At 67.8% G+C, this 18,006-nt stretch carries 19 protein-coding genes and 1 pseudogene; 6 read left to right on the forward strand and 14 right to left on the reverse strand.

Annotated elements, in window-relative coordinates; genetic code table 11:
- Nucleotides 1–44 precede the first annotated feature (44 nt).
- Nucleotides 45–386 (reverse strand): hypothetical protein, encoded by a 342-nt coding sequence (locus EJK15_RS10725; protein ID WP_206060774.1) that lies wholly within the window; start codon nt 384–386, stop codon nt 45–47.
- Nucleotides 387–569: 183 nt separating this feature from the next.
- Between EJK15_RS10725 and EJK15_RS10730 the strand changes: the two genes are divergently transcribed.
- Nucleotides 570–1,154 (forward strand): TetR/AcrR family transcriptional regulator, encoded by a 585-nt coding sequence (locus EJK15_RS10730; protein ID WP_206060775.1) that lies wholly within the window; start codon nt 570–572, stop codon nt 1,152–1,154.
- A gap of 297 nt (nt 1,155–1,451) precedes the next feature.
- On the opposite strand, the gene EJK15_RS10735 is transcribed toward EJK15_RS10730, so the two are convergent.
- Nucleotides 1,452–2,426, reverse strand: a complete 975-nt coding sequence (locus EJK15_RS10735; RefSeq protein WP_138710229.1) for a helix-turn-helix transcriptional regulator — start codon at nt 2,424–2,426, stop codon at nt 1,452–1,454.
- A gap of 136 nt (nt 2,427–2,562) precedes the next feature.
- On the opposite strand from EJK15_RS10735, the gene EJK15_RS10740 reads away from it, so the two are divergent.
- Complete coding sequence (locus tag EJK15_RS10740) at nt 2,563–2,958, forward strand: RidA family protein (RefSeq protein WP_138710276.1); 396 nt, start codon at nt 2,563–2,565, stop codon at nt 2,956–2,958.
- A gap of 77 nt (nt 2,959–3,035) precedes the next feature.
- Nucleotides 3,036–3,512, forward strand: coding sequence for a DUF488 domain-containing protein (locus EJK15_RS10745; RefSeq protein WP_206060776.1), 477 nt, complete (start codon nt 3,036–3,038; stop codon nt 3,510–3,512).
- Nucleotides 3,513–3,755: 243 nt separating this feature from the next.
- Here EJK15_RS10745 and EJK15_RS10750 read toward each other — a convergent pair whose 3' ends face one another.
- The 6 genes from EJK15_RS10750 to EJK15_RS10775 are packed head-to-tail and all read right to left on the reverse strand — an operon-like array spanning nt 3,756 to nt 9,133.
- Nucleotides 3,756–4,976, reverse strand: a complete 1,221-nt coding sequence (locus tag EJK15_RS10750; protein WP_138710231.1) for a cytochrome P450 family protein — start codon at nt 4,974–4,976, stop codon at nt 3,756–3,758.
- Nucleotides 4,880–6,205, reverse strand: a complete 1,326-nt coding sequence (locus EJK15_RS10755; protein ID WP_206060777.1) for a cytochrome P450 family protein — start codon at nt 6,203–6,205, stop codon at nt 4,880–4,882. Before EJK15_RS10755 ends, EJK15_RS10750 begins: the two co-directional genes overlap by 97 nt.
- The gene (locus tag EJK15_RS10760) at nt 6,202–6,780 is read right to left on the reverse strand and encodes a GTP-binding protein (RefSeq protein WP_206060778.1); all 579 of its coding nucleotides are present in this window, start codon (nt 6,778–6,780) and stop codon (nt 6,202–6,204) included. The genes EJK15_RS10755 and EJK15_RS10760 overlap by 4 nt, the downstream gene beginning before the upstream one ends.
- Complete coding sequence (locus EJK15_RS10765) at nt 6,761–7,111, reverse strand: DUF742 domain-containing protein (RefSeq protein WP_138710232.1); 351 nt, start codon at nt 7,109–7,111, stop codon at nt 6,761–6,763. The genes EJK15_RS10760 and EJK15_RS10765 overlap by 20 nt, the downstream gene beginning before the upstream one ends.
- On the reverse strand, nt 7,108–7,515 hold the full coding sequence (locus EJK15_RS10770; protein ID WP_206060779.1) for a roadblock/LC7 domain-containing protein: 408 nt from the start codon (nt 7,513–7,515) through the stop codon (nt 7,108–7,110). The genes EJK15_RS10765 and EJK15_RS10770 overlap by 4 nt, the downstream gene beginning before the upstream one ends.
- A 55-nt stretch (nt 7,516–7,570) precedes the next feature.
- The gene (locus EJK15_RS10775) at nt 7,571–9,133 is read right to left on the reverse strand and encodes an ATP-binding protein (RefSeq protein ID WP_138710234.1); all 1,563 of its coding nucleotides are present in this window, start codon (nt 9,131–9,133) and stop codon (nt 7,571–7,573) included.
- Nucleotides 9,134–9,583: 450 nt separating this feature from the next.
- Between EJK15_RS10775 and EJK15_RS70410 the strand changes: the two genes are divergently transcribed.
- Nucleotides 9,584–9,925 (forward strand): hypothetical protein, encoded by a 342-nt coding sequence (locus tag EJK15_RS70410; protein ID WP_171074225.1) that lies wholly within the window; start codon nt 9,584–9,586, stop codon nt 9,923–9,925.
- Nucleotides 9,926–10,213: 288 nt separating this feature from the next.
- Here EJK15_RS70410 and EJK15_RS10785 read toward each other — a convergent pair whose 3' ends face one another.
- The 4 genes from EJK15_RS10785 to EJK15_RS10800 all read right to left on the reverse strand — a co-directional run bounded on the left by EJK15_RS10785 (nt 10,214) and on the right by EJK15_RS10800 (nt 14,155).
- Nucleotides 10,214–11,134: a helix-turn-helix domain-containing protein gene (locus EJK15_RS10785; protein WP_138710236.1), complete on the reverse strand. Its 921-nt coding sequence runs from the start codon at nt 11,132–11,134 to the stop codon at nt 10,214–10,216.
- 86 nt (nt 11,135–11,220) lie between these two features.
- Complete coding sequence (locus EJK15_RS10790) at nt 11,221–12,243, reverse strand: zinc-dependent alcohol dehydrogenase family protein (RefSeq protein ID WP_206060780.1); 1,023 nt, start codon at nt 12,241–12,243, stop codon at nt 11,221–11,223.
- Nucleotides 12,244–12,975: 732 nt separating this feature from the next.
- Complete coding sequence (locus tag EJK15_RS10795) at nt 12,976–13,575, reverse strand: GNAT family N-acetyltransferase (RefSeq protein WP_206060781.1); 600 nt, start codon at nt 13,573–13,575, stop codon at nt 12,976–12,978.
- Between the two features lie 190 nt (nt 13,576–13,765).
- Nucleotides 13,766–14,155 (reverse strand): PPOX class F420-dependent oxidoreductase, encoded by a 390-nt coding sequence (locus EJK15_RS10800; protein ID WP_171074226.1) that lies wholly within the window; start codon nt 14,153–14,155, stop codon nt 13,766–13,768.
- A 308-nt stretch (nt 14,156–14,463) separates the two neighbouring features.
- Between EJK15_RS10800 and EJK15_RS10805 the strand changes: the two genes are divergently transcribed.
- Nucleotides 14,464–15,159 (forward strand): class I SAM-dependent methyltransferase, encoded by a 696-nt coding sequence (locus EJK15_RS10805; RefSeq protein ID WP_138710237.1) that lies wholly within the window; start codon nt 14,464–14,466, stop codon nt 15,157–15,159.
- Nucleotides 15,160–15,752: 593 nt separating this feature from the next.
- On the opposite strand, the gene EJK15_RS10815 is transcribed toward EJK15_RS10805, so the two are convergent.
- Nucleotides 15,753–16,457: a maltokinase N-terminal cap-like domain-containing protein gene (locus EJK15_RS10815; RefSeq protein ID WP_171074227.1), complete on the reverse strand. Its 705-nt coding sequence runs from the start codon at nt 16,455–16,457 to the stop codon at nt 15,753–15,755.
- Here EJK15_RS10815 and EJK15_RS77135 point away from each other — a divergent pair.
- Nucleotides 16,443–16,835 (forward strand): annotated as a pseudogene (locus tag EJK15_RS77135) (HAD-IA family hydrolase); the annotation flags it as partial. The gene EJK15_RS10815 and the pseudogene EJK15_RS77135 sit on opposite strands and share 15 nt — an antisense overlap.
- A gap of 9 nt (nt 16,836–16,844) precedes the next feature.
- On the opposite strand, the gene EJK15_RS74350 reads toward EJK15_RS77135, so the two are convergent.
- Nucleotides 16,845–17,633 (reverse strand): excinuclease ABC subunit UvrC, encoded by a 789-nt coding sequence (locus tag EJK15_RS74350; protein ID WP_171074217.1) that lies wholly within the window; start codon nt 17,631–17,633, stop codon nt 16,845–16,847.
- Between the last annotated feature and the right edge of the window lie 373 nt (nt 17,634–18,006).

Below are 18,006 nucleotides of genomic sequence, written 5' to 3' on the forward strand. Positions count from 1 at the left end.
CCGAGACGCGGCAGGGAGTCTTGTATGCGCCAGCGGGCCTCGGGTCAGACCAGTCGGAAGTCCACGACCAGCGAGCGGACTCCTGCCGCCTTCGCGATGTGGCCGGCGGCCTTGCGGTCGGAGTGCATCGAGGCGGTGACCGACCCACCGAAGTGGAAGTGGAGCAACGCTCGGTCGGGGTCGGCGCCCTCGGGGATGCACCAGATGCCGGGGACGCCGTCTGCGTTCACCTCGGCGTAGGTGACGCCTTCCGGCTCGGTCGACGCGAGATGGTGCGTCTCGACGAGGTCGCGCACGATCGCCAGATCGAGGCCCGGCGCCGACGACTTCGCGCTCACGCTTCCCAGGAACTGTGCGGACTGCTGCGCCTGCGGACTGATGCCCATGGTGACACCCCTGCTCGGTGCGGTGCACGCGTCTCGTGCACCGCCTTTAGATTATGACCATACGACCATAGGATGAGACGCCGTCCGGGCGCAAGGGTTCCGCTGAATTTAGATTATGATCGTATGAAGATGGGGTGTGGGGGAGGGCACGTGGGTCCTCCCCGTCGGGAGGAGGAGCGCGTGGTGCGGTACAGCAAGGAGCACAAGCAGGCGACGAGGCAGCGGATCATCGAGACGGCCGGCCGCCGGCTGAAGAAGGACGGCATCGACGGCTCCGGAGTTGCCACGCTCATGGCGGACGCGGGACTGACCAATGGCGCCTTCTACGCCCACTTCGCATCCAAGGAGGAGCTGGTCGCCACCACGGTCGCCGACCAGCTCCGCGAACAGCGCGAAAACCTCAGCGAGGTGGCGCCCGGCCGCGCCGGAGTCGAGCAGATCGTGCGTGCATACTTGTCGCCCGAGCACCGCGACAACTCCGGCGAAGGCTGCCCGTCGGCCGCCCTGCTCGATGAGATCGGCCGCTGCACGGACGCGACCAGGCAGGCCTACACCGACGGCGTGCTGGCCATCATCGACGACTTCACCGCGCGTCTGGCGCCGCACGATCCGCAGTCGGCGCGCGTCAGGACGCTCAGCATCTACGCCGGGATGGTCGGGACAATGCAACTCTCCCGCGCCCTGGCCGACCGGCAACTCGCCGACGCCGTCCTCGAGCAGGGCATCCAGAACGCCCTCACGCTACTGGACGCCACACCTCAGAGCTGACGTGCCGCATCACCAGACGGTGACACGCCTGAGGAACCGCAGCGGGGAACGCACCCTGCACGAGCGCCTCGCGAAGCTCCGCCGCGCCGTCCGCGGCGGGTAGAGTCGCCGGCGCAATCTCGCCGGCAAGTTCGACGTGCTCCACTCGATCAAGGCTGCCGACGGACGAATGGACTATGACCGTCTGCTACAAGGCAGCGCCGCGCGTTGCGCACGCGTCGTTCGGCGCCGCTTGGCACCTACCAGTATGGAGCGGTCCGAATCGCGTCGGCGGTGGCCCGCAGAAGGCGACAACTCTCAGGATGACGTTTCGTAGCGGGCGGCGATGGCGGTGGCGCGGTTGCGCAGGGAGTTGCGCAACCACTGCGGGGCCAGGGCTTCCGCGTTCGTGGTGAGCTGCCACAGCGCCCATTCGGCGTGTCTCGGATCTTGGAAGGTCACCTCCAGCCGCAGCCAGCCGTCTGAGTCGGCTTCTTCGGCGAGGACGGCCAGCGCGGTGCCCACCAGGTCTTCCCGCCGCGCCGGGTCCATCCGTACCAGCACGGTGACTTGGTCGCCGCCGGTCCGAAACCGGGTGCTGCGTTCCTGCCAGGCCCGGTCCAGATCGACCCGGTCTGGTCGCTGTGCGGGTTCGGCGAGTTCCTTGGCGGCCAAGATCCGGGACAGCCGGTAGGTGCGGTCCGCGCCAGACCTCGTGGCCAGCAAGTAGCCCCGGTCACGTATGGTGACCAGGCCGATCGGGTCCACCGTGCGCCACTTCGGGGTCTGGTCCACAGCCGCGTAGTGGATCTGCAGCTTGTGTCCGGCGAACACCGCGCGCAGGACCTCGGCCGCTATGGCGTCAGGCACCTCCTCAGCGGCCAGCCGACGCGAGAGCAGGTCGGTCTCCGGGTCGATGAGCAATCGCTCGGCCGCGCCGGCCGCGGTGTCCCGATAGCTTTCGGGTAGCGCGTCAACCACCTTGAGCATCGCCGAAGCGAGCGCCGAGCCGAGGCCGAATGCCTGCGCGCCGCGCCGCGATCCGGCGACCAGCAGGGCAAGGGCCTCGTCGGGGTTGAGTCCGGTGAGCTCGGTCCGGAAACCGGGCAACAACGCGAAACCGCCGTGCCGGCCGCGTTCGGCGTAGACCGGGACGCCGGCTGCGGACAGCGCCTCGATGTCGCGCAGCACGGTGCGGGTGGATACCTCCAACTCGCGGGCCAGCGCGGCCGCGGACAGCCGACCGTGCTGCCGCAGCAGCAGCACCAGCGAGACCAACCGGTCGGCGCGCATACGAGAACTTTACCGAAATACACGACACAGGATGTCGTGATTTGTTGGGAGGCTCATCAACGCGACCAAAAAGATGGCGGCTACCGAGCCGATCGACGTACGTGATGTCGACGAATTGAATGGAGCTGATGTGGCAATGGAGCGAACGGCGGTCAACCCGTGGGCGTGGTCGGTGGAGATGGGGTACAACCAGGGTGAGATCGTCTCCGGGCACACCCGGACCATGTACTGCGCCGGGCAGACCGCGATGAGCGGCGACGGCAAGCCCCAGCATACCGATGACATGGCGGCGCAGTTGGCGCTGAGCCTCGACAACCTGGAGGCCGTGCTCGGCGAGGCCGGCATGTCCCTCGCGAACCTCGTCCGGCTCAACGTCTACACCACCGACGTCGATCTGCTTTTCCAGCACTACGGCGTGCTGGCGTCGCGGTTGGGCGCCGCCGGGGTGGCACCGTCCACCACGATGCTCGGGGTGACACGGCTGGCGATCCCCGACCTGATGGTCGAGCTTGAGGGGACCGCCGTCGCGTGATGCGACCTCGCCGCCTCCGGCAGGGCTGCCGGAGGCGGCACGAGTAGGAGGCGGGTGGGTGATTTCCGGTGCTCAGGATGGCGACAATCGGCGTCTATGGTTTCGGCGGCGAGTCCTTCCTGCAACGACTGCGGCACGCGGACGTTCGTCTGCTGCTCGACGTACGCCAGCGCCGCGGTGTCCGCGGACCCGAGTACGCCTGGGCGAACTCACGCCGGCTGCAGGCGGCCCTCGCCCATGCCGGGATCGCCTACGAGCACCACCGTGAGCTCGCCCCAACCACCGAGTTGCGCCGGCTCCAGTACGCCGAGGATGACCGCCAAGGGGTCGGCAAGCGCTCGCGCCGCGAACTCGCTGCCGAGTACACCCGCCGCTACACCACCGAGATCCTCGACCGCGCCGACCTCGCGCCGATCGTGTCGGCGCTGCCGAGCAGTGGGACCGCAGCGCTGCTCTGTGTCGAGCGCGCCCCCGAGGCCTGCCACCGCTCGTTGATCGCCCAGCGGCTGACGGAGCAGCACCACGTCACGATCGAGCACCTGCGCCCGTTGTGACGCGTGAATTCCTAGCTCTTCAACGCCGGCTTCGGGCGCATCGGATCGTCACACCGGGCACCCTGTCCCGCTCGCAAACTCGGTTTCGTGCTGTGAGCTGGTGTTTTGCTACGAGGTCAGGGCCGCGGCTGGGACTATCCAGTCCGGCCGGGCGGCCATGCCGACCCTGTGGTCAGCCGTGACGGCACCGACCGGAACCTCCTCCACATCCCCTCACGGGGAAACGCGTGGCGCCGGTGAGGGTCAGCGGTGCAGTAGGAGCGGCAGGCTGCTCCAGCCGTGCGCGATGAAGGATGGGACGTGCGCCAGCTCGGTCTCGTCCTCTGCCAGCCGCAGGTCCGGGAACCGGGCGAACAGCGCAGGCAAGGCGGTGAGCGCCTCCTGGCGGGCGAGTGGAGCGCCGATGCAGCGGTGCACGCCGATGCCGAAGGCCAGGTGCTCGTCGCGTTCCTTGGTCGGGTCGAACCGGTCGGCGTCCGGGCCGTGCTGGTCGGGGTCGTGCCCGGCCGCCAAGTAGCTCGCGATGATCGCGTCGCCCGCCTCGATGCGTACGCCGCCGATCTCGATCGGCTCGATGGCGAACCGCAGTGGCAGGTTGGCGATCGACGGTGCCCAGCGCAGCGTCTCCTCGATCACCGCCTCCCAGGAGATCTCTCCCAGCAGGACACGCCGGAGGTAGTGCGGATGGGTGAGCAGGGCGTGCACGGCGTTGCCGATCAGGTTGACGGTGGTCTCGTGTCCGGCCGCGATAAGGAGGAGCAGGGTGTCGCGCAGCTCGTCGTCGCTGAGCGAGTCGCCGCTGTCGCGGACGTTGATCAGCTCCGTGGTCAGATCATCGCCCGGGTGCTCGCGCTTGTAGGTGACCAAGGCGGGCAGTACGGTGCCGATCTGGACCGCCGTGGCCGTTGCCTGCTCCGGGGTGGCGGTGGTGTCCATGATGGCCTCCATCATCTGGGCCATCTCCACCCGCATGTCCTCGGGAACGCCGAACAGCTCGCAGATCACCCGCATCGGCAGCGGGTGGGCGTAGGCGCTGCGCAGATCGATGACCTGGCCCGGCGGCAGCGCAGTCATGGCGTCCAGCAGTTCCGCGACGAGACCCTCGACGATCGGCTGCATGGCCTTGGTACGGCGCGCGGTGAAGCTCGGGGCGATCAGCTTCCGCAGTCGCCGGTGCTCCTCGCCGTAGGCGCTGAGCATGTTGGACACGCCGATCCAGGTCATGATCCAGGTCCAGCCGGGCTTGTCGGCCACCTGAGGCAGCAGCCGCCAGTGCCGCTTGTCCTTGCTCACCAGCGGATCGAGGATGAGCTGCTTGAGCAGGTCGTGCCGGGTGACGGCCCAGGCCGGGATGCCTCCCGCGAGCTCTACGAGGACCAGGGGGCCGAGGTCACGTAACCGGCGGACCTCGCCGGGAAGGTCGGCTCCGAAGGGATCGAGGACGACGGGGGTTGTACTGCCCAAGGGGATTCTCCCGGCTGATCGGGGCGGATGGGGGTGAAGCGCACTGGCAGGTGCGCCAGCGCACGGTGGAACGGGCCGGGCCGCCACAGCAGTCCATCGCGCGGCACGGTCAGTTCGAGGTCGCACAGGTGAGAGGTCAGGCGCTCGATCGCGGTCATGGCGATGAGCACGGCCGGGTCGCTGGCCGGGCAGCGGTGTGGACCGGCGCCGAAGCCCAGGTACGCGCCGCCGTCGGAGCGCATCTCCTCGGGCATGTTGCTGGGCTCGGTGTTGGCCGCGGCATAGGAGACGAGGACCAGCTCGGCCGGCTGGATCCAGGTGCCGTGGAAGTGCACGGGCTGGCGCACGAAGTACGGGCCGTAGTTCGCCATGGCGGGCTCGGCGCGCAGGGCTTCCATCAGGGCGTCGTACGTGCTGAGCGCTCCATTGCTGAGCGAGCTGTAGTAGCGGTCGTCGCTGACCATCCGGGAGATCGTATTGGAGATCAGGTTGGCCGTGGGCTCGTAGCTGGCGGCCACCACAAGCACGATGGTCTGCGCCAGCTCGTCGCTCCCCAACCCGGCCGGATGGTCGATGAACCAGGAGGTCAGGTCATCGCCCCGCTGGGTGTACTTGCCCTGGATCAGCTCGCCGATGTAGCGGCTGAACGCGTCGCTGCCCCGCGCGCCCGTCTCGCCGTCCGCCTCCATCATGTCCGACAGGGCCTTGGCCAGGCCGGCGCTGTCGGAGTCGGGCCGCCCGAAGAGCAGGTTGAAGACGCGCGCCGGGATGGCCCTGGCGAAATCGGCGACCAGGTCGGCCTCGCCCTTCGCGGCGAACTGGCTGATGAGCGAGTCGCACACCTCGATCACCATCTGGCGCAGCTTGTGCGGCTGGACCAGCTGGAAGCAGTCGGAGATCACCTTCCGGTAGCGGGCGTGCTCGGCCCCGTCGGAGAACAGCGCGTTGGGCCGGTAGCCGAGCATGGCGATCATCCCCGCGGCCTCCGGGGTGTCGGGGAGCCGCGTCTGCCAGGCGGTGGGGTTCTTGCTCCAGACGCCGCCGGCGTTCGTGAGCACGTCCACGGCGGCCTGGTAGGCGATCACCAGGTGGGCCTCGATGCCCGGGGCGATCTCGACGGGCGCGACCGCGCCGTGCCGACGGCGCAGCTCCGCATAGACCGCCTGCGGGTCCCTGGCGTACTCCGGCCCGTACAGGCGCCCGGAGTCGGGCATATAGCGCAGGGTCATGACAGCACCAGCTCTCTGATGTGCTCCACCAGCGCGATCAGCGAGGTGCGGGCGGAGACGGGGTCGCGGGCGTCGCACACCACCAGCGGCGTGCGCGGGTCCAGGTCGAACGCCTTGCGCAGGGCATCCGGCGGGTAATCCGGCGAGTCGGGGAAGTGGTTGACGGCCACCGCGTAGCGGATGCCGCTGTTCTCCACCAGGTCGAGGACGGCGAAGCTGTCGTCGATGCGGCGGGTGTCGGCCAGCACCAGGACTCCCAGCGCGCCGCGGACCAGCTCGTTCCACAGGACCTGGAACCGGGTCTGGCCCGGCGCTCCGAACAGGTAGAGCACCACGCCTGGCAGGGTGAGGCGGCCGAAGTCGATCGCGGTGGTCGTGGTCGTCTTCTCGTTCACGCCGGTGAGGTCGTCCACTAGCGTGCCCGCCTGGGTGAGCACCTCCTCGGTGTTGAGGGGCTTGATCTCCGAGAGCGCGCCCACGATGGTCGTCTTGCCCACGCCGAACGGCCCGGCGATGACCAGCTTGACCGGGATGTGTTCGGTACTGATACGGCGGTCAGAGAGCGCGGAGGCCACTGAGTACCAACTCCAAGATCTCGATGTCGGGCAGGTCGGCGGCCGGCGGATCGCGGGTCAGCAGCGTTCCGCCACCGACCAGCCCGGCGACCAGCAACCGCACCACGCAGTACGGCAGGCCCAGGTGCGCGGCGCACTCATACACCGACAATGGCCCATCCCGCAGCAGGGCCAGCAGATACGATCCCGGAGGGTCCAGCCCGTTGGTGGCGGCGTCGGGCGCGATGTAGACCAGGGTCGTGCGCTCGACGCTGATGTTCTCGGGCACGGTCAACCTCGCGGCGGCCATGTAATCCGGGACGACGCGCCGCCGCTGCCGTCCGGAGGTCATGCCCGGACGCCCGGCACCCTGGCCGCACTGGCCTCGTCGAGAGCTTTGATCAGCTTCTGCACCTGGAGCTGCACCTCGTAGGCCAGCGAGCCGATGTTGACCGCCCCGGTGGCGGCGACGACGATGGCGGCGCGGTCGCCGGCCGGGGCGATGTAGTAGTAGCCGCTGCCGGCGGAGATGACAATGTCCACCACCTCGCCGTCGACGCCGTTGCTGAGACCGTCACACAGGGCGCGGGCGGCCCCCAGCACGGAGCTCGTCATGGCGGCGGCGCGCTCGCCGCTCTCGGCGGTCACGTCGGCCGAGCCGCCGAGGATGAGCCCGTCACGGCTCAACACCACGCCGCGGGCGACACCAGGCAGTGCCAGGAGGGGCGACAGGACCCAGGACACGTCGAGGGACAACGGGCGACCCTTGGCCTGAACACGGCCGGAAGCGCTGTGAGTGTCCATGGAGCGGTCAATTCCCTTCGGTGATGTCATGCTGCTGCGGGGGGAGCGCTTCGCGGCGGCCCGCTTCGGCTCCGACCTGGAAATCTCCCCACCGCTTCCGGGCCTCCTCCGGGGTGGTGAGCAACCTGCCGTCCGAGTCGGCAGAACCGCCAGAACCGCCAGAGCCGCTCGGTCCGCCGGTGGGCCCAGAGCCGGACCCGGCAGGCGACGACTGGCGGCGGCGCTGCGGTAGCGGCGCCAGATGCTCCGCAGAGGTACGCCGTTGCTCGGGCGCCGTCGCGGGTTCCGGACGGAGCGCTGCCGCAGGCTCCGAGTGGATGGCTGTGGTGGAGGCTGGTACGGCGGCCACAGGCTCCGGCCGGATGCCTATGGCTGCGGCCGGGACAGTGGCGCGGACCGGCTCGGGTGCCAGCACCGACGGTCGGCTGTCCTCCGGCATCTCCACCAGCAGGGCGGTGGGAATGCTCAGCACGGCCTGGACGCCGCCGAATGCGCTCTTCTTGACCGTGACCTGCATGCCGTAGTGTGCGACCTGACGGCCGATCGCGGCCCAGCCGGTGTGCGGCGGGTTGCCCAAATCGACCAGGCGGACCGGGTGGGTGCCACTCAGCAGGCGGCTCGCGCGGGCGTACTGGTCCTCGTTGAGGCCGACACCGGCGTCGTCGATGACGATGGCGGCGCCGTTGTTGGTCTCGTGCACGGCAATGGTCACCTTGAGCGTGCCATGGGAGTGGTGGACCGCGTTGGCCAGCAGCTCGGCGGTGATGAACAGGATCGACTCGGCGGCGCGGGCGGCGACCCCGATCCGGCGGCGCAGGTGGTTGGCCGGGCCCTCGATGCGCTGCTCGAAGTTCTCCACCCGGGAGATCGCGCCCACCATCAGGTCCACCAGATAGGTGTCGTCACGCGACAGGCCGGGCGTGGCGCCACAAGCGATGCCGGTGACCTGCGCACGACGGATGATCAGTTCGTTGAACATGTCGAGTCCCAGCACCTCGCGCAGCAGCGCCGTGTGCTCGTCGCCGATGTAGCGCTGCTGCACGCCGGCGAGCAGGTCCTGGGCGCGCAGTGCCTGGGTCTGCACGCGGGACATCGCGCCCCTGATGATCGACTGGGCCGCCTCGTCGATGCGCTCCCCTTCCGCGCGGACGCCGCGGGTGAGCGCGTCGAGGATGGCGCGGTGCTGCCTGTCGACGTCCGTGCCGGCGAGCGCCGGGTTGTGCACGCCGGGGACGATCACATGCGGCGCGCGCAGGTGGGACAGCAGGGCGGGAATCCGCTTCGAGGTCAGGTGCTCGGTCTCGGCGCGCACGAGGTCCTGCTGGGCGCGCACCTCGCGCAGCAGTGCCTCGCTCTCCTGGGCCTGGCGCTCCGCCTGCACCTGGCGCTGGTCCCTGGCGCTGGTCTCGCGCGTCAGGTGCTCCTGCGCCTGACGGGCCTGAACCAGCTGCCCACGGGCTCGGGCGAGGTCGTTGCGTACGCGGAAGTGGAGGATCAGGACGCCCGCGAGGGCGAGGGCGAGAACGGCGGCGCCGATCACTATCGGGACCATGAAGGAGTCTGGCGGCATGACAGTCCTGGGTGTCGAGAAGAGCTGGCGGGGAGATGTCGACCGCCGAAGAGCCCGCTAACGGCACGTGTCGGTCTCGCACGGCGGCTGGCGAAGACCACGTCGGCGTGGCACACGCCCTGCCGCGACGTCGGTACGGTTGTGTGCCTGCTGCGGTTCTGCCTGAGGCATGGCGAGGCCAAGCGACATGGGCATCCTCGGTCTCAGTGGAAAGGAGCGACGGCCAAACGGGAAACCCAGTATTCCCCTTTGGTCACGATAGTCAACTGTGTGTAAGGTCGTCAGTGCGTTCGGCCTTAACATATGGTCAGATTTGTCCGGATCGATGGACCCTCTGAGGGATCTCCGGTCCTGTCTGCGAACCCATATTTGCTCGTTCCAGGCCGCGTCGGCCGCCGCCACATCGACGACCTCAGCGTCACATGCGTTTCCACGTGAAAAATGTTCGTTGTGGAGATCATCGAGGTCACTGCCGACCAGATCACCGTCAGGCTTGGTCCTGATGGCGCGGGCACGATCAACAACGCGCTGAACGAGGTGTGCAACGGCGCGCATCTCGATAAGCGGGACTTTCAGACGCGGATGGGCGTCGTGCGAGAGGAGGCGCGCGATGACCGTAGGTGCGAGTGCCTGCAAGGGCGCTACCCGTCGGCAGGGTCGCATAGCGCGAGTGCTTCGGCATCGGTCAGCCCTTTGCGCGCTGCGATCCTGCGCCGTACCCGCACCTGCGCGCTCGTGTGCGGACGGTATTTCGGATCCCTCCCGCAGCCGCAGGTCTCGAAGCCTTCGTAGCGAAGCCCCGCTCCCAGAACGGCCGCGACAGCCGCCCAATTGCGGTCCTTGGTCTTGCGTGGTGCGGCGAAGTCATGGCCGGCGAAGAGCATCGGGCGGCGGCAGCGCGTGCAAAGGTGCTCTGCGCTGTCCCAGGCCAGTTTGTGGCTCTGACGGCAGGAAACGCATACGTAGTGGACCTTGTAGGTGACCTCCGCGTATGTGCACACAGGGACAGAGTACTCCTGACTTTCGCGAAGATCGTCTCACCGCGTGCCTCGGGAATGCGCGGCGGCCCGGGGGCGGGTGTTAGTTGCTTTCCGTGGTGGGCGGGGCGCTGTCTGCTGGTTCCTCACCGTGGGCTACATTGCCGCGATGCCGGCTCCCGAATTCTCGGGTGGCTGCCCAGCTGGCGAGGAGGGCGAACCTGTCGGCGGAAGGTGAGCCTTCTTCGACGCTGAATGTGCATATGGACAGGCCTGGTTCGCCGGGCAGTTCGAACACGTCGAAGGTGACGTCGATCTCGCCGACTTCGGGGTGGCGGTAGACCTTCTGGCCGGTGCGGTGCTCGTGCACGTCCTGCTCGCCCCAATCCGTGCGGAACTGTGGGCTGAGCGTGGAGAGCTCTCCGATGAGTGCGGTGAGGTCCTTGTTGAGCGGGTCGCGTCCGGCTTCGAGCCGCAGCATCGCGGCGGTCATGCTGCGAGCAAGGGGCCAGTCGACGTAGAAGTCTCGAGCGCGGGGGTCGAGGAAGATGAACCGGGCCAGGTTCGGCTTATCGGCCTCGAAGTGCGGGGCGAACAGCGCGCGGCCCATGAGGTTCGCGGCGATGAGGTCCTGCTGCGCGTTGACCACGACAGCAGGCACGGCCATGTTGTCCAGGACCCGTTGCACCGAGACCCGCACCGACGGCTTGGCCCGCCGCCGACTGCGCGCGGCCGGTGTCGCCGGGGTGGTGCGGGCCAGCTCGAACAGGTATTCGCGTTCGACGTCGTTGAGTTGCAGCGCTCGCGCGATGGCATTGAGCACGCTCTCGGAGGCGCCGCGGATCTTGCCGCGTTCGAGCTGGGTGTAGTAGTCGACGCTGACGCCGGCGAGCATGGCGACCTCTTCCCGGCGTAGGCCGGGCACGCGCCGTTCGCCGCCGAAGTCGGGTAGTCCCGCCTGTTCGGGGGTCACGTGCGCCCGGCGGGAGATCAAGAACTCCCGCACCTCGTCCTTCCTGCTCATATCCTCCACCGTAAATCTGCCAGATGACCTGATCAGCGCTCCGGTGCTGTCCGCCACGGCCGCGCCTCGCGGCGGGGGCGGGTGCGTCAGACGGTCAGCAAGACCTTGACAGCGCGACGCTCGTCCATCGCCTTGTAGCCCTCCGCGGCGTCCTCCAGCGGGAGGGTGAGGTCGAAGACCTTGCCGGGATCGATCTTGCGGTCCCAGATGAGCTGGATCAGCTCAGGCAGGAACCGGCGAACCGGGGCAGGGCCGCCGTGGACGTGGATGCCGGCGAAGAACAAGTCGATGCCAGGGATCGCGACGTCGTAGTTCACGCCGACGAAGCCCATGTGCCCGCCGGGCCGAGTCGCACCGATCGCCTGCATGGTGGACTCCTGAGTGCCGACCGCCTCGATCACACTGTGGGCGCCGAGCCCGTTCGTCAACTCCTTGATCTTCGCTACGCCTTCGTCGCCCCGCTCGGTGACGATGTCGGTCGCGCCGTAGAAGCGGGCCAGCTCCTGCCGTTCGGGGTGGCGCGACATCGCGATGATCCGCTCCGCGCCGAGCTGCTTAGCGGCCAGGACACCCATCAGGCCGACCGCCCCGTCACCCACGACCGCAACAGTCTTGCCGGGGCCGGCCTCGGCGGCGACGGCACCGAACCAGCCGGTGCCTAGCACGTCGGACGCGGCCAGCAGCGACGGGATCAGCTCCGGGTCTGGCTGCCCCGGTGTGGGAACCAGCGTGCCGTCCGCGTAGGGGATGCGGGCCCTCTCGGACTGGGTACCGATCGTCTGCGCCACGAAGGAGGCGTGCACGCACTTGGACTGGTAGCCGGACCGGCAGATCTCGCACGTGTCGTCGGAGATGACGAACGACCCGACCACGAAATCGCCGACCTTGACGTTCTTCACGTCCGCGCCGATCTCCTCAACGACGCCGACGTACTCGTGCCCCATCACCTGGTGGTCGGCCGGTTCGACACCACGGTAAGGCCACAGGTCCGACCCGCAGATACACGTCGCCGTCAACCGGATGATCGCGTCCGTCGGCTCGATGATCCTCGGATCCTCGCGCTCCTCCACGCGCACGTCGCCGGCGGTGTGCATCACCACTCCCCGCATGAATGTTCTCCTTGCTGCTCTTGCATCGGCACTCGCGCAGGCCGACAACGACTTCGTCCAATGGCGCGTCATTCGCGCCTTTCGCGATTCATCGAACCCGGTGAACGCGCTCACTGGGAGGGTCTGACAGCACCCCCCAGCTGGGACCAACTACCCAGGTCGGCTACGTCACTCCTGCCCCCGCCACGGACCGTCACAGGCAGCTTGAGGACAGGAGAAAGCTTTTCTGTGGCCCGATCCCACCTGTTCCGGCCGCTGCACACGATCAATCGACAGGCGGGCGTCCTGGCTGGCCAGCCCTGTCATCCGGCAGGCCTCTCGCAGGGTTGCGAGCAATCAGATGTGCGGCTGCCAGGATGAGGAATGCCTGGCGGACGGTTCCCTTCGACACGCCGAACTCGTCCGCTGTGGCGATTGCCTGACGGACCGTGCCTCTCGCCACGCCGCACGTTCGGGCAAGAGCGGCACAGTGTCTCCAGAGTAGGGCGGAGACGAGCGGGCCTGCGGAACATCGCAGCCCAACGTCTCTTTCTAAGCTTTCCTCAATGGACCGGCGGGACGCACGGAGTGACTCCCGTTGAGCTGACCAAGCGCCCATTGAGACGACATCCAATGAACCCTACGGCCCTATTCACGTTACGGCCCGACGCCTCGCTGATCGCACGCAACCGACGACGAGCTGGACATCGCCACTGTGATAGTCCTGGGGATCAGGTCCAGTCGGGTAGCCCCTCAGTCCTCGGGGTCGCGCAGGCCGACGCAGTCAAAGGCCCAAAAGGCCTCTGAGTAGACGAAGGTGCCCGTCATCCACGGCTCGTGAGCGGACAACCGGGCGACCTGGAACGCGGCTTCAGGGATACGCAGCGACGGCGAACGGAAGCCCACCGCGCTGGCACCCTCGAAGCCGCGCGTGCCGTAGTAACGTGGCGAACCCTCCAGGAATACCAACGGCACACCCTGGCTGTCGGCCGCCTCGAGGGCGTACGCGATGAGCTGAGTACCGATCCCCTGACGCTGGAACTCCGGCACCACGCCCAGCGGTGACAGGGACAGGACGTCCACGATCCGGCGCGGAGCGTCCACCCGCGTCGCGCTCAGCAGGACATGCCCCACAACCCGGTCATCAACGGTAGCGACGAAGGACATCGGCGCCAACGCAGCCTCCGCAACGCGAAGTGCCTCCACGAGCCCGGGAACCCGCTCGCTGTCACCGAAGGCGCGCGTATGAACCTCGCGCACATCTCGGTGATCGTCAGCGGTCTCTTGCCGGATCACCAGCCCGGCACCATCGGGAGCGATCCGGGAGCCTTCAGGCGCATCGTGTGACGTCATGCCGCGAGGGTAGATCGCGGGGCGGCTCGTGCGCGAGGCAATTACGCACCAGGTCGTTAGGTCCGCAGGGTCGGGGACACGCCGTACGGTGTCACCAGACCCGGCGAACGTTCGTGGTCGGCGCACGATCGCACCCGGAACGTTCGTGGCCCTTCACGAGACGACTCCTCTCGTGAAGGGCCACGCGCTTTCACACCTTGCGGCTCGCCCTGGGCCCGCCCAGCCCCCAAGAAATGATCTGGCTGGGTGTGATCGTGATGATCTGCCGAGACAAGCCCGGCAGCGGCGGCTCGTGATCCGTCAGAGCCACAGCCGAACCCCGGATCTCGATGCCGCGCGGCACCCACGGGTCCACCGAGGCAAGGTCGTCCACGACGAGCGACACGGTGCTGCCCTCCTGGACGTTCCTGAACTTCTTGGAGGCTCCCAGCGCGCCCCCACCGATCGTGATCGTGCCGGCGGCGGCGTCCACAAAGAAATTCACGGGGTTGTTCTGCACCTGGCCAGCCGGAGAGATGGTGGCCAGGCGACCGAGGTGCTGGCTGGTCAGATAGTCAAGTTCGGCCTGGGTGAAGATCATGCGAGCCAGCATGGAACCTTGACACCTGCGCGGTCAAACGCACGGGTGCAGCTCACCAACCCGGTGCGGCGCGCCGCACCGCCGTACGCCCCGCGCCAGCGCCGCCGCGCTGCGTGTGCGGCCTGGAGGCCGTTCTCGCGCGGGGCGTCGCCGTTGCACCACCGCGCCATACCTACCGAGCTCGCCGACCGAGCGCCGCAAAGGTCGCTCCGCCAACGGGCCGCGCAAGGGACTCACCAGGACTCCGGACACCGTCCTCTCGGAGGAACTCAATGGCGACGGACTTGCGGCCACGCCATGATGTCCCGATGCACAAGGCGACCGCTTACCATGACGCACTCGGCGATCACTTCGCCGAACATGCAGAGACGAGCCCCTACAACGCCTACACCGACAGACCCGCAATGCTTCAACTCGCGGGCGATGTCTCCGGGGCCAGAATCCTGGATGTCGGCTGTGGAGCAGGCCATTACGCGGCCGAGCTTTCGGCCCGCGGTGCCCAGGTGGTCGGAATCGAAGGCAGCGTCACACTACTTCGCCACGCGCGAGCACGCGTGAACGGCCATGCAGAACTACTTCTCCATGATCTGGAAGAGCCACTCGGTTTCGCCGCTGACGCATCCTTCGACGGGGTGGTCTGCGCCCTCGTATACGAGCACGTCAGGAACCGTGTGCAACTGCTGGGTGAACTACGCCGCGTCCTGCGACCAGGTGGATGGCTCCTTGTCTCGACCACCCATCCCACAGCCGATTGGCGCCACTTCGGAGGCTCGTACTTCAGCCACGACTGGAGAGACCTGCCCCTCGGAGACAGCAAGCTCTCGATCCACTACCAGCGCATGCCCTTGGAGACCTTCCTGCGCGAGCTATTGGCCGCAGGGTTCGTGCTGGAGCAGCTGATCGAACCGCGCCCCACGGCCGGCCTCCGGGAGATCGACGAAGCCGCCTACAACAAGCTTCACCAAGCGCCGTCCTTCCTCGCGGTAAAGCTGAAACGTCCTTGATCGCAATGTACGAACTCCATCTCACCTCATAGAAACAATCGCCGCCGGCGGGACTCCGGCTCCGGAACACCACACTGACCGAAAGCTCCGGCCGGGTTGCTGTAGCAGTCGGGTTCGCGCTCTACTACGGCACCTAATGAGAGGCGTGGACGAGGCCATGGCGAGCGCGGAAAGGTGGCGCGAACAGATTCGGAGTCGAGGTTCTGTTGAACAGGACCGCAAGGCTCTGGCCCGACTGATCGAGTACGACAGTGATCCGTTCGAGGCTGAACTCTACGAGCACTTCTCAGACCCGCGGGTCCGGTTGGTCGACAAGGCCGAGGGGTCATACGCAGGGCAGTACGATCGCCGTCTACGCCGACTGCGAGAACGCGTAAGGACGCCGGAGTAGATCAACAATCCTTACGGGATATGCACGGATGATCTTCCTTGGCGGGGAGAGGCCCGTCACCAGCGGAAACGCGGTGACGGGCCTCTCGCTTTGTGTCCGGCCGTCTACGGCGGACACCAGCCGTCTATGGTTGATCGTTTCCCCATGCGTTCGTTCCCAATGGATCAAGGGGCCATCTGGGAGCAGAGGGTACGATCGTCCATCATCTGGTCCACGGACTCGCCCCTCGCTGAGATCTAGGCACGAGGGCCGGTGTGCAAGACAACGAACAACCCCCGCGCGCGCGAGTGCCATCCGGCATGTGCCAGGAGCCGGCGACGTGGCCAATCGCTTCCGGTGGAAGGAGAGGCGCGTTGTCCGGGGCGGGACGCAGGACCCGGTGCAAGCGGAGGGTCGTACCATGCGGTGCAGGCAGCTCAGTGCCCTCTTGGTCGTCGGTGGCGGTGGCGGTGGTGAAGTCCATGGGGGCGAGGCCGTCACCGATGTAGGAGCGGGTGACCTCCCGGTCGGGGGTGTCGCTGGTGTTTTGGTCCTGGGCCTGGACCCGGCCCTCGATCAGGGCCGGCAACTGGGCGACCAGCACCGGGTCGTGGCAGCCGTCGTAGGCCCAGCGCCGCCCCAGCACCCCGTGCTCCATGGTGCCGACGAGGGCGTGCTCCGCCCTGTCGAGCGGGGCACCGCGATAGGTGAGCGGCACCAGGTAGGTGGTCGGGTGAGTGCCGGAGGTGTCGGTGACCACCATGAACTCGATCCCGACCTCACCCTGCGGGTCGTCCAGCCGGAAGCCGCCGGCCTTGGCCAATTCCGGTTCGCCCGCGCCGCCGGAGTACCACGGCCGGGAGGGTAGCCAGGAGGTGAGCAGTTCCAGCTTGGTCGGCTTGAGGGCGGTGTGGTGGATGACGGCCATGCCGAGGATTCTCTTCCGTTGAGCGGGTACGACCTTCAGATCTTCCCATCCGCTGGCAGCGGTTCTTCAGCCGACAAGACCCGACGTTCGGGCGAGAAAGCTTCTGTCGATGGGAAGCACCTGACTGTAGAGATATGGTCGTGCCCAGCGAGGGAACGCGATGAGTACCTGTTCCAGTTCCCCGCGCGGATCGTCTTCCCAACAGGCGGGGCATGTACACGTGGGCTGGAGCCGGGTGGAGGTGCCGGAGAGGAGGTTCACAGAAGCGCGCGGGTCGGCGTGGCCAAGCCGGACCGGCGCATTTACGAGATCGCCGCAGAGGTCGCCGGAGTCGCGCCCGAGCGCTGCCTGTTCGTCGACGATCGGCTGGAGAACATGGAGGCTCAGTCAGATGCGGCTGAGCGCTGCAGCCAGCTCGGCATTGCGCCGGGCGAACTCGGCCCATTCAGGCGGCGTGACTGCTCTCGCCCGGGCGACGGCCGAGCGACTGCACTCGCGCTGGTCCCATCCATTGAGGCGCCCGCCGCGGATGGTGAACGTGACGCCGAGGCCGTCTGCCCACCCGCATACGTCTTGGTCGCCGCCGCCTTCGACGGTGACGCGCTGCACGCTCGTCACCCATTCGAGCGCAGCGAGCTCTCCATGGATCCGAGCGGCCAGTTCGAAGTTGAGCGCCGCCGCCGCACGATCGCGCGCCGCTGTCAGCACTTCACGCGCGGCCTCGGCGTTCGTCCCATCGAGCGCGGAGATGACGGCCGCGGCCAGCCGTTTTCTGGACTGCGGGCCGATGCCGCGCCTTGTCGCGATGTCGCGTTCGGCGGCGGTAAGCCGGTCACGCGTGTATGACAGCGGGAACGCTCGGTGCAGCCCCGAGATCGCCTGCCGTGCTCTCGTTCCGCCGAGGTAGGGACCGAAGCCGACGACCCCATCGAAGCGTGCAACGTGGCTCGTTCGCACCCCGGCGGTGTGCGGCCGCATGTCGACCACGATGTAGATCGACGTCTCCTCACCGCCCGGCCTGCGATTCCAGGGGGGCATGTCGGCTTCCAGTAAGTTGCGCTCGAGCCATGCGGCCTCGTGGACCGAGTGGCACGCTACCGCCTCGACTCGAGCGACTCGGGCGACGATCTCCGCCAGGTGCGGGCGATCGCGCAGGTCACCCCAGTAAGACCGCACCCGGCTCCGAAGGTCGGTGGCGCGCCCCAGGTAAAGGATCTGGCCGCGCCGGTCGCGGAACCGATAGACGCCGGGCTCATGAGGCAGCCGTGCTGCCGCGCGAGCAGCCGAGGATCTCGCTGACACCGGGCCGAGTCAAACAGCGGCCGCCAAGGGTGTCAACGATCGTAACGCTGTATCGCTTGCCGGCGGCCATGCGATCGAGTGGATCTGTGGCATCCCAGTGGGAAGCATCGCGCTCGGTCTGCCCGGTTGCGCTCTCGGCTGTCAACGACGGCCCAATCACGCGTCGTCGACAGGGCGCCGTCCTTCGAGGTGACGGCGCCTGCTGTATCCGAGGACCGGCCACGAGCACTCCAGGTGCGCGCCGGAA

The sequence above is a fragment of the Nonomuraea basaltis genome, from assembly GCF_005893125.1.
Classification (GTDB): domain Bacteria; phylum Actinomycetota; class Actinomycetes; order Streptosporangiales; family Streptosporangiaceae; genus Nonomuraea; species Nonomuraea basaltis.